Raw genomic sequence first — 9,723 nt, 5'->3', positions numbered from 1 at the left:
AAATAAAGGGTTACATCTGAGGTATCAGGCTAACAGCCTTAAGTCACGACGGGTTATATCTTATCTGACATTAGCGGAGAATATCTTGCGACACTCTCCGCTAATTTTAACGCGAACAGCACTGGATGCAGTTCTTAATCACCTCGCCAAAACCTACCGAAGTATGGTGTTGGTTTATTAGCGCTGAATTAGTGGGGATCCCTCAGCGCTTGGCGGGGTTTTTGCGATTGAGAACTGATCGGCCTAAACTTATTTCAGGCCAGCAGCATCACGCAACAACGCGGCTTTGTCAGTTTTTTCCCAAGGGAATTCTTCACGGCCAAAGTGACCATAAGCGGCAGTTTTGCGATAGATCGGGTGCAGTAGATCCAGCATTTGGATCAGGCCATAAGGGCGCAGTTCAAAGAACTCACGTACCAAAGTGACCAATTTATCTTCAGAGATCTTCCCGGTACCAAATGTTTCCACCATGATGGAAGTCGGCTCTGCCACACCGATAGCGTAAGAAACCTGAATCTCGCAACGGTCAGCCAAGCCAGCCGCGACGATATTTTTTGCCACATAACGAGCAGCATAAGCGGCAGAACGGTCAACTTTGGATGGGTCTTTACCCGAAAATGCACCGCCACCATGACGTGCCATACCGCCGTAGGTATCAACGATAATTTTACGGCCAGTCAGACCACAGTCACCCATTGGACCACCGATAACAAAACGGCCTGTTGGGTTAATATGATATTTAGTGGCAGCATTGAGCCACTCGGCCGGCAGAATCGGCTTGATGATTTCTTCCATCACCGCTTCTTGTAAATCCGTCAGGCTAATATCTTCTGAATGCTGAGTTGACAGAACAACCGCATCAATACCGATAATTTTTCCATCGTCATATTGGAAGGTAATCTGGCTTTTCGCATCCGGGCGCAACCATGGCAAAGTACCATCTTTACGCACTGCAGCCTGGCGCTCGACCAAACGGTGAGCATAAGTAATGGGTGCTGGCATCAAGACGCTGGTTTCGTTGGTGGCGTAGCCAAACATCAAACCTTGGTCACCCGCACCTTGCTCCAGTGGATCAGCACGGTCAACTCCCTGATTAATATCAGGAGATTGTTTACCGATTGCACTCAAGACAGCACAAGAATTAGCATCAAAACCCATCTCAGAATTGACATAACCGATTTCGCGCACAGTACGGCGGGTAATTTCTTCGATATCTACCCACGCGTTAGTGGTCACTTCCCCGCCAACTAATACCATACCCGTTTTGACATAGGTCTCGCAGGCAACACGTGCTTTTGGGTCTTGCTCCAGAATTGCGTCAAGTACAGCGTCTGAAATCTGGTCGGCAACTTTGTCAGGATGTCCTTCGGAAACTGATTCCGACGTAAATAGGTGTTTAGCCATTGTTTTTCTTTACCTTGAATACAAGTGAAATGTCACTGCATAGCATTGAAGTCAAGCAACTAGAGCCGCGGTTTGTATGGGCTTTTCGCTGTATTGCACTTTACAACGCCTCTTTAGGCAAAGCCTTTAGCAGTCTATCCCTTTAGAAGTCCGTCATAATTATAATGACACAGACATTCTAGCAATTAAAATGGATGGATGTATTAACATCTGGACGTCTATTTTAGGTCAGCTTTTGCTATTAACGCCAGCCCTTTTTGCATCAAGATATTTCTCACTTTGGTTGTTACTTGATTTATTTACCGCTTGATACAATTATGCCCGTCATACTTCAAGCTGCATGTGCGTTGGCTACACTCAATAACCCGAATCACTTACTACAGTAAGCTCGTCGGGATTATCTCGCTTGCCGCCTTCCTGCAACTCGAATTATTTAGGGCATGCAAGCCATTTTCATTTTGCATTTTTCTTCCGTTATAGGTATAAACTGCGCGCGCAGCTTATTCGATACGCAATGATGAAGATGGCAGAAGATGACATTAGCTCATTGTTAGATTCTTAGTGTTTCGCACTTAGTGAGAGGCGCTCAATCTTATGAGCGCATCATCGTGATGAGCACTAAAATGGCAGCGTCATTTTACTGTTACTTAATTTGTTTATTAATAAAGTCTTGTCCGTTCATTATGAGCGGCATGCGTGGAGGTGGTTGGATTAATGATCCATTGTCTACTGGTTGCTGCACATCAACAGCTGCGTCGTTCTGACGTTCAATCCCCCCTTGCAACCTCCCTTTCTTGTACACCATCAACCCGATGTTATACCCACATGGGTGCAACTCAGGATTCGCGGGCGGGTTAATTACCCCCTGAAGCACTGAATCCGGCTAGCTTGGCGACTTTGCGGCTAATCCGATTCACAAAATCTCAATACGTTATTTACAGTCAAACGTATTTTACATTTAAACGTGATTTACCCTGTTTGGGGTAATGAATAGCCGAGATAAACTGCTAGTGGATTGCGCTTTATAGCGCAATATTCTGCCAATTTGGCATTCACGCGGGTTGTCCTTGCTGGTTGTAGCTGCGATAGTAGCTGACTTTATCGTCAGTATCGCAATAGAGGCGAATTATGTCTGATGATAACTTGATTGGCCGTCCGTCAGCAGCGGGCGCACATGTTTCTTTACGCTCCATGCAGGAGGTTGCCATGAATGATCGTAATGCTAGCAAGATGCTGAGCACGTATAACGTCGCCTACTGGGGTGGCAACTATTTTGACGTCAATGAACTAGGCCATATCAGTGTTTGCCCTGATCCGGATGTTCGCGAGGCGCGTGTCGATTTGGCGGAATTGGTCAAAAAAATGCAGCTTGAGCAAGGGCAACGCCTGCCTGCGTTATTCTGTTTCCCCCAGATTTTACAGCATCGCCTGCGCTCAATTAATAGTGCGTTTAAACGCGCGCGTGAGTCGTTTGGCTATGAAGGCGATTACTTCCTGGTTTATCCGATTAAAGTTAACCAGCATCGTCGGGTCATTGAATCACTGGTTAATTCCGGTGAGCCGTTAGGGCTGGAAGCGGGTTCTAAAGCTGAAATGATGGCGGTTTTGGCGCATGCGGGTATGACTCGCTCGGTCATCGTTTGTAATGGCTATAAAGACCGTGAATATATCCGTCTGGCATTGATTGGCGAAAAACTGGGCCATAAAGTGTATCTGGTCATCGAAAAGATGTCAGAAATCAAAATGGTACTGGAAGAAGCCGAGCGTCTGAATGTCGTCCCGCGCTTAGGTGTCCGCGCGCGTTTGGCATCACAAGGCTCTGGCAAATGGCAGGCTAGTGGTGGCGAGAAATCCAAATTTGGCTTGTCTGCGACTCAGGTATTGCAGTTGGTTGATATGCTGCGTGAAGCCAATAGCTTGGAAAGCCTGCAATTATTGCATTTCCATTTAGGTTCTCAGTTATCCAACATCCGTGATATCGCCACCGGTGTACGTGAATCTGCCCGCTTCTATGTGGAGCTACACAAACTGGGTGTCAATATCCAGTGTTTCGATGTGGGCGGTGGTCTGGGTGTGGATTACGAAGGGACGCGCTCCCAATCTGATTGCTCAGTAAACTATGGCCTGAATGAATATGCCAACAACGTTATCTGGGGTATCGGTGATGCTTGTAATGAGCACGGCTTGCCGCACCCCACGGTGATTACGGAATCGGGCCGCGCAGTTACCGCGCACCATACCGTGCTGGTTTCCAATGTTATCGGCGTGGAACGTAATGAGTTCAATGAGCCACAACCACCGGAAGAAGATGCACCTCGTGCGCTGATCAGCCTGTGGGATACTTGGTTGGAAATGCAAGAGCCAGAAAACCGCCGTTCCCTGCGCGAATGGCTGCATGATAGCCAGATGGACTTGCACGATGTCCATTCCCAGTATGCCCATGGGATATTGGATCTGACCCAACGTGCATGGGCTGAAGAACTGTATTTGAGCATTTGTAATGAGATCCAAAAGCAGTTGGATCCGAGCAACCGTGCGCATCGGCCAATCATTGATGAGCTGCAAGAGCGTATGGCCGACAAGCTGTATGTGAATTTCTCGCTGTTCCAGTCAATGCCGGATGCATGGGGTATTGATCAGCTCTTCCCTGTTTTGCCATTGGAAGGGTTAGATAAGCCACCAGAGCGCCGTGCGGTGTTGCTGGATATCACTTGTGATTCTGATGGCACCATCGACCACTATATTGATGGCGACGGAGTGGCAGCCACCATGCCAATGCCGCCTTATGATGTTGAGAATCCGCCGTTGCTGGGCTTCTTTATGGTCGGTGCCTATCAGGAAATTCTGGGCAATATGCACAATCTGTTCGGCGATACCGCCGCCGTAGATGTGTTTGTCTTCCCTGATGGTACGGTTGAGTTTGAACAGACCGATGAAGGCGATACTGTCGCGGATATGCTGGAATATGTTCAATTGAACCCAGAAAAATTGCTAAAACAGTTCTCTGATCAAGTGAAAGAAACGGATCTGGATACCGAGCTACAAGCTCAGTTTATGGAAGAGTTTGAAGCTGGTCTGTACGGTTATACATATCTTGAAGATGAGTAATCATTAGTAACTGATTAATATCACTTAAGGGCAAACTCAGGTTTGCCCTTTTTGTTTGCGCGACGACTGGTGATTGTCTGATTATCAACCACACTAATATTGTGATTTCTGACGATAATCTGCGAGGTGCTTTCATGGGATGGGTCAGTGTTTGTAAGATAAACTACGTCAAACCGGACTTTCCTTTCTCAGCTCAGGTGAATGATAAAAGGATTGGCGTCTATGTCATTGATGGTGAGTATTTCGCAATGGAAGATGTTTGCCCTCACGCCAATGCATTGTTAAGCCAAGGTTTTATGGATGGCGAGACGGTCGAGTGCCCATTGCATGGCGCGCTGTTTGATATCCGAACCGGGCAATGCTTACGTGAACCAGGGGATCGGGATTTGAACACTTACCCGGTGCGGATCAATGGTGATCATCTTGAGGTTAATCTGGCGGTGGAATAAGTCATAACGCCCCTATTGTGGGGGGCGTTTGCATTGACAAGAGAGTGGCGGTAACTGTTATTTCTCGGCGGCGATGCGCTGGCGGATATGATCGGCGCGAGCCTGTGAGGACGGGTGATCATCAAACATGCTGCTACTGCGGCCGGCTTCCATGGTAGCCAGTTTTTCGAAGCTGGTGACCAAACCCTTGGGATCGATACCGCGCTTTTTCAGCAGGTCGAATGAGTAATCATCGGCCTCGCTTTCTTGTTTTTGTGAGAACTGGGCATTCACCAATTTCTGGCCAATATCGGCTAACTGAGACTGCGACAGTTGCCCGGCAATGCCACCGGCAGAGGCGGCGGCAGTGCGCAGGGCGGTGGTGCCATAGGCAACTTGCATCGCTTTACGCGTATGCCCCAACGCCACATGGCCCATCTCATGGCCGACGACCGCTTCCACTTCATTGTCGTTCATCATGTCCATCAAGCCGCTGTAAACACGAATACAGCCATTGGCCATCGCCCAAGCATTGACATCTTTTGTGACGTAAACCTTATAGTTAGCTGGTGTGCCATTGATATTATCACCCAATGCTGCTGAGATTTTTGCCAGGCGTTTGCCATAGGCGCTATCAGCAGAAGCTATCTGGGCTTTTTGATCCATTTCCACACAAGATTTTTCACTGAGGTTTTTGACATCAGCATCACTCAGGGTTGCAGCCTGGAAAGCCTGGGCACCGGATTGCATCAAACTATCGGTATTTATATTCTGGCAGCCGCTAAGTAATGCCGTCAGGCTCAGGGCAATCATTGAGGTACGCATTTTCATAACACTTTCTTCCTGTGGTTATGGGGCTTTTATTGTTACATTACATCAATTGCATTAATAGCTATTGTATCAGCGCAGCTTCTACTACTCTGGGCAGCACTGGTGAGATACCCAAGGTATGGCCTGATTGACAATGGATAGCGGAGATTAATGCGCTATTGGCGTCAGAGCTATAGCTTTATTCTGAAAATCAGCAGACTCAATTTGTCATTAGTATGGAAGTTATAGCCAATAGATTTCAAGATGCAGGAAGGCGGCAAACCAGAGACAAATTGGTTGTAAACCATTTTGAACAGCGCTTACGCTGGCCCGCAGGGTGAGCCTCTTGAGACTCATAATCCCGATGAGCTTACATAGGTAAGTGATTCGGGTGACCGAAAGCAGCCAACACATCTGCAACTTGAAAGATGAGGGTATTGCTCATTTGTTTTTAGTGATTGCCGTTTCAATGCTTAATCTGAGAAAATGGCAAACTTGAACGCTTTTTTTAATCCGACCTGGAGTAAAACATGTCCTCTCGTAAAGAGCTTGCCAACGCGATCCGCGCACTAAGCATGGACGCAGTGCAAAAAGCGAATTCCGGCCACCCCGGTGCCCCTATGGGTATGGCAGATATTGCCGAAGTTCTGTGGCGTGATTACCTGAACCATAATCCAACTAATCCACACTGGGCTGATCGCGACCGTTTCGTCTTGTCGAATGGTCACGGCTCCATGTTGATCTATAGCTTGTTGCACCTCACAGGCTATGATCTGCCGCTGGAAGAACTGAAAAACTTCCGCCAGTTGCACTCTAAAACGCCAGGTCACCCAGAATATGGCTACACCGCTGGCGTAGAAACTACTACTGGCCCATTGGGTCAGGGCATTGCCAACGCAGTTGGTTTTGCGATTGCAGAACGCACCCTGGGCGCGCAGTTTAACCGCCCGAACCATGAGATTGTTGATCACCACACCTACGCCTTTATGGGTGACGGTTGCATGATGGAAGGCATTTCTCACGAAGTTTGCTCTCTGGCGGGTACCATGAAGCTGGGCAAATTGACGGCTTTCTATGATGACAACGGCATCTCCATCGACGGTCATGTTGAAGGCTGGTTTACTGATGATACCGCCGCGCGTTTCGAAGCTTATGGTTGGCATGTCGTTCGTGGTGTTGATGGTCATAACGCTGATTCCATCAAAGCGGCCATCGAAGAAGCCCACAAAGTGACCGACAAACCATCATTGCTGATGTGCAAAACCATTATCGGTTTTGGTTCACCGAAGAAAGCCGGCACCCATGACTCACACGGCGCACCATTAGGTGTTGATGAAGTTGCCGCGACCCGTGAAGCATTGGGCTGGAAATACGCAGCATTCGAAATTCCACAGGATATCTATGCCGCGTGGGATGCTAAAAAAGCCGGTCAGGCCAAGGAAGCTGCTTGGAATGAGAAGTTTGCTGCATACGCTAAAGCGTATCCGGAACTGGCTGCTGAATTCAAACGCCGCATCAGTGGTGAGCTGCCAGCTAACTGGGCGACTGAATCCAAGAAATTCATCGAACAGCTGCAAGCTAACCCGGCAAATATTGCCAGCCGTAAAGCCTCACAAAACTCGCTGGAAGCTTTCGGTAAAGTGTTACCTGAATTCCTGGGCGGCTCTGCTGACCTGGCACCAAGTAACCTGACTATCTGGTCTGGCTCCAAATCTCTGAACGAAGATCTCGCGGGTAACTATATTCACTACGGTGTACGTGAGTTTGGTATGTCTGCCATCATGAACGGCATTGCTTTGCACGGCGGTTTCATCCCTTACGGCGCGACTTTCCTGATGTTTGTGGAATATGCCCGTAATGCAGTGCGCATGGCCGCGCTGATGAAAATTCGCAGCATCTTTGTTTACACCCATGACTCTATCGGCTTAGGTGAAGATGGCCCAACCCATCAGCCCGTTGAGCAGATGGCCAGCTTGCGTGTGACACCAAATATGAGCACTTGGCGCCCATGTGACCAGGTTGAATCTGCGGTGGCATGGCAGTATGCATTGGAACGTAAAGACGGCCCAAGCGCACTGATCTTCTCACGCCAAAACCTGGCACAACAGCCGCGTACTGCTGAGCAGTTAGCCAATATCTCTAAAGGCGCTTATGTGCTGAAAGATTGTGCTGGCTTTCCTGAACTGATCTTTATCGCGACCGGTTCTGAAGTTGAATTGGCGGTTGCTGCTGCTGATCAACTGACTGCCGCTGGCCGCAAAGTGCGTGTTGTGTCTATGCCATCGACTGATGCATTCGACAAACAAGATGCAGCTTACCGTGAATCTGTATTGCCATCTGCTGTTAGCGCGCGCGTTGCGGTTGAAGCCGGTATTGCTGATTACTGGTACAAATACGTCGGTCTGAATGGCGCAGTAGTGGGTATGCACACCTTTGGTGAGTCTGCTCCGGCTGAATTGCTGTTCAAAGAGTTCGGTTTCACCGTAGAAAACGTGGTGGCGAAAGCTCAGGCGTTGTTGAAGTAATTTTTTTTAAAACAGCATCACGTTATCAATGCTATAAATCACTGTAAAGGGTGATGAGAAGCTCGGTAATGCAGCTGTTAAAAGACCGCTTCGGCGGTCTTTTTTTTCGCCAATTGATGGATGAATTGTGCCCTTTATCAGGCAGATATTCCTTTTATGATTAGTTTGGTTTATTCTGGCTGAAGCGTTTCAGTCATAATTCACTTTCCATTTCAGCCAATTTCGCTGAGGAAAAAGCCGGAAGTATTCTGGCTGAATTGTGATAAGGCGATTAACATCTTAGGGTGCGCTGCAGTACGCTATGGGGTTGCATGATAATAACCAGAAACAGGGAGTAACATGACAATCCGTATAGCGATAAATGGCTTTGGCCGTATTGGCCGTAGCGTTTTACGCGCATTATATGAATCTGGTCGCCGGGCAGAGATTTCAGTCGTTGCAATTAATGAGCTGGCTAATGCAGAGGGGATGGCCCATCTGTTGAAGTATGACTCCAGCCATGGCCGGTTTGCCTGGGATGTTCGTCAGGAATGTGACAAATTATACGTCGGGGACGATACTATCCGGTTGATACATCAGCCAGAGATTGGGCAGTTACCCTGGGGTGAGTTAGGAATTGATGTAGTTCTGGATTGTAGCGGCGTTTATGGTAGCCGTGCAGATGGCGAGGCGCATTTAACCTCCGGTGCCAAAAAGGTGCTGTTTGCCCATCCCGGTGGACATGATTTGGATGCTACGGTGGTTTATGGTGTTAACCATCAAGATTTACGGGCAGATCACCGAATTGTTTCTAACGCGTCCTGTACCACGAACTGTATTATTCCTATTATTCAGTTGTTGGATATTGCTTATGGCATCGAATCCGGCACTGTCACCACCATTCATTCATCAATGAATGATCAGCCCGTTATTGATGCTTATCATCAAGATTTACGCCGTACCCGGGCAGCAAGTCAGTCAATTATCCCGGTAGATACCAAACTGGCAGCAGGGATTACCCGCATTTTTCCGAAGTTTTGTGACAGGTTTGAAGCTATCTCGGTGCGGGTGCCAACTATCAACGTAACGGCTATCGATTTAAGCGTCAGCGTAACAAGCCCGGTTGGTGTGACTGAGGTTAACCAGCTTTTGCAAAAGGCAGCAAGAGGCTCATTTCGTGGTATAGTTGACTATACGGAATTACCATTGGTGTCGACCGATTTTAACCATGATCCGCACAGTGCAATTGTCGATTGCACTCAAACGCGAGTCAGTGGGCAACACCTGATTAAGACGTTGGTATGGTGTGATAACGAATGGGGTTTCGCCAATAGAATGTTGGATACGACATTGGCGATGGCCAAAAGCGGTTTCTAGTATGGCATGTTAACGTGTTGTTTTTCCGTGATTTAATGCGGATATATCAACGGTAATGTGCAGCTTATGCAACTTTAAAGAGAATCAACAAG

6 protein-coding genes and 1 pseudogene are annotated in these 9,723 nt (G+C 47.9%); 5 read left to right on the top strand and 2 right to left on the bottom strand.

Features of this window, described 5'->3' with window-relative positions; translation table 11 throughout:
* A pseudogene (locus OVO64_RS15265) lies at window positions 1-181 on the top strand (IS4/IS5 family transposase); the annotation flags it as partial.
* A 68-nt stretch (window positions 182-249) separates the two neighbouring features.
* Here the strand turns inward: OVO64_RS15265 and metK are convergent.
* Entirely contained in the window at window positions 250-1,404 is a 1,155-nt protein-coding gene (gene metK / locus OVO64_RS15260; RefSeq protein WP_038631020.1) for a methionine adenosyltransferase, read from the bottom strand.
* Window positions 1,405-2,532: 1,128 nt separating this feature from the next.
* On the opposite strand from metK, the gene speA reads away from it, so the two are divergent.
* Together speA and OVO64_RS15250 are read left to right on the top strand one after the other, a co-directional pair.
* Window positions 2,533-4,512, top strand: a complete 1,980-nt coding sequence (gene speA, locus OVO64_RS15255) for a biosynthetic arginine decarboxylase (RefSeq protein WP_145509428.1) — start codon at window positions 2,533-2,535, stop codon at window positions 4,510-4,512.
* 134 nt (window positions 4,513-4,646) lie between these two features.
* Window positions 4,647-4,961: a non-heme iron oxygenase ferredoxin subunit gene (locus OVO64_RS15250; RefSeq protein WP_038631023.1), complete on the top strand. Its 315-nt coding sequence runs from the start codon at window positions 4,647-4,649 to the stop codon at window positions 4,959-4,961.
* Window positions 4,962-5,018: 57 nt separating this feature from the next.
* Here OVO64_RS15250 and OVO64_RS15245 read toward each other — a convergent pair whose 3' ends face one another.
* A complete protein-coding gene (locus OVO64_RS15245) occupies window positions 5,019-5,771 on the bottom strand; it encodes a M48 family metallopeptidase (RefSeq protein WP_038631025.1) in 753 nt (250 codons plus the stop codon).
* 509 nt (window positions 5,772-6,280) lie between these two features.
* On the opposite strand from OVO64_RS15245, the gene tkt reads away from it, so the two are divergent.
* Both tkt and epd read left to right on the top strand, forming a co-directional pair.
* The gene (gene tkt / locus OVO64_RS15240; RefSeq protein WP_038631027.1) at window positions 6,281-8,275 is read left to right on the top strand and encodes a transketolase; all 1,995 of its coding nucleotides are present in this window, start codon (window positions 6,281-6,283) and stop codon (window positions 8,273-8,275) included.
* Window positions 8,276-8,614: 339 nt separating this feature from the next.
* Entirely contained in the window at window positions 8,615-9,631 is a 1,017-nt protein-coding gene (gene epd, locus OVO64_RS15235; RefSeq protein ID WP_038631029.1) for an erythrose-4-phosphate dehydrogenase, read from the top strand.
* Window positions 9,632-9,723 lie beyond the last annotated feature (92 nt).

The sequence above is a fragment of the Yersinia sp. Marseille-Q5920 genome, assembly GCF_946902935.1.
In the GTDB taxonomy this organism is placed as follows: Bacteria; Pseudomonadota; Gammaproteobacteria; order Enterobacterales; family Enterobacteriaceae; genus Yersinia; species Yersinia rochesterensis.
The sequence above is the reverse complement of the archived record's forward strand: the minus strand, read 5'-3'. Positions and strand labels throughout refer to the sequence as shown.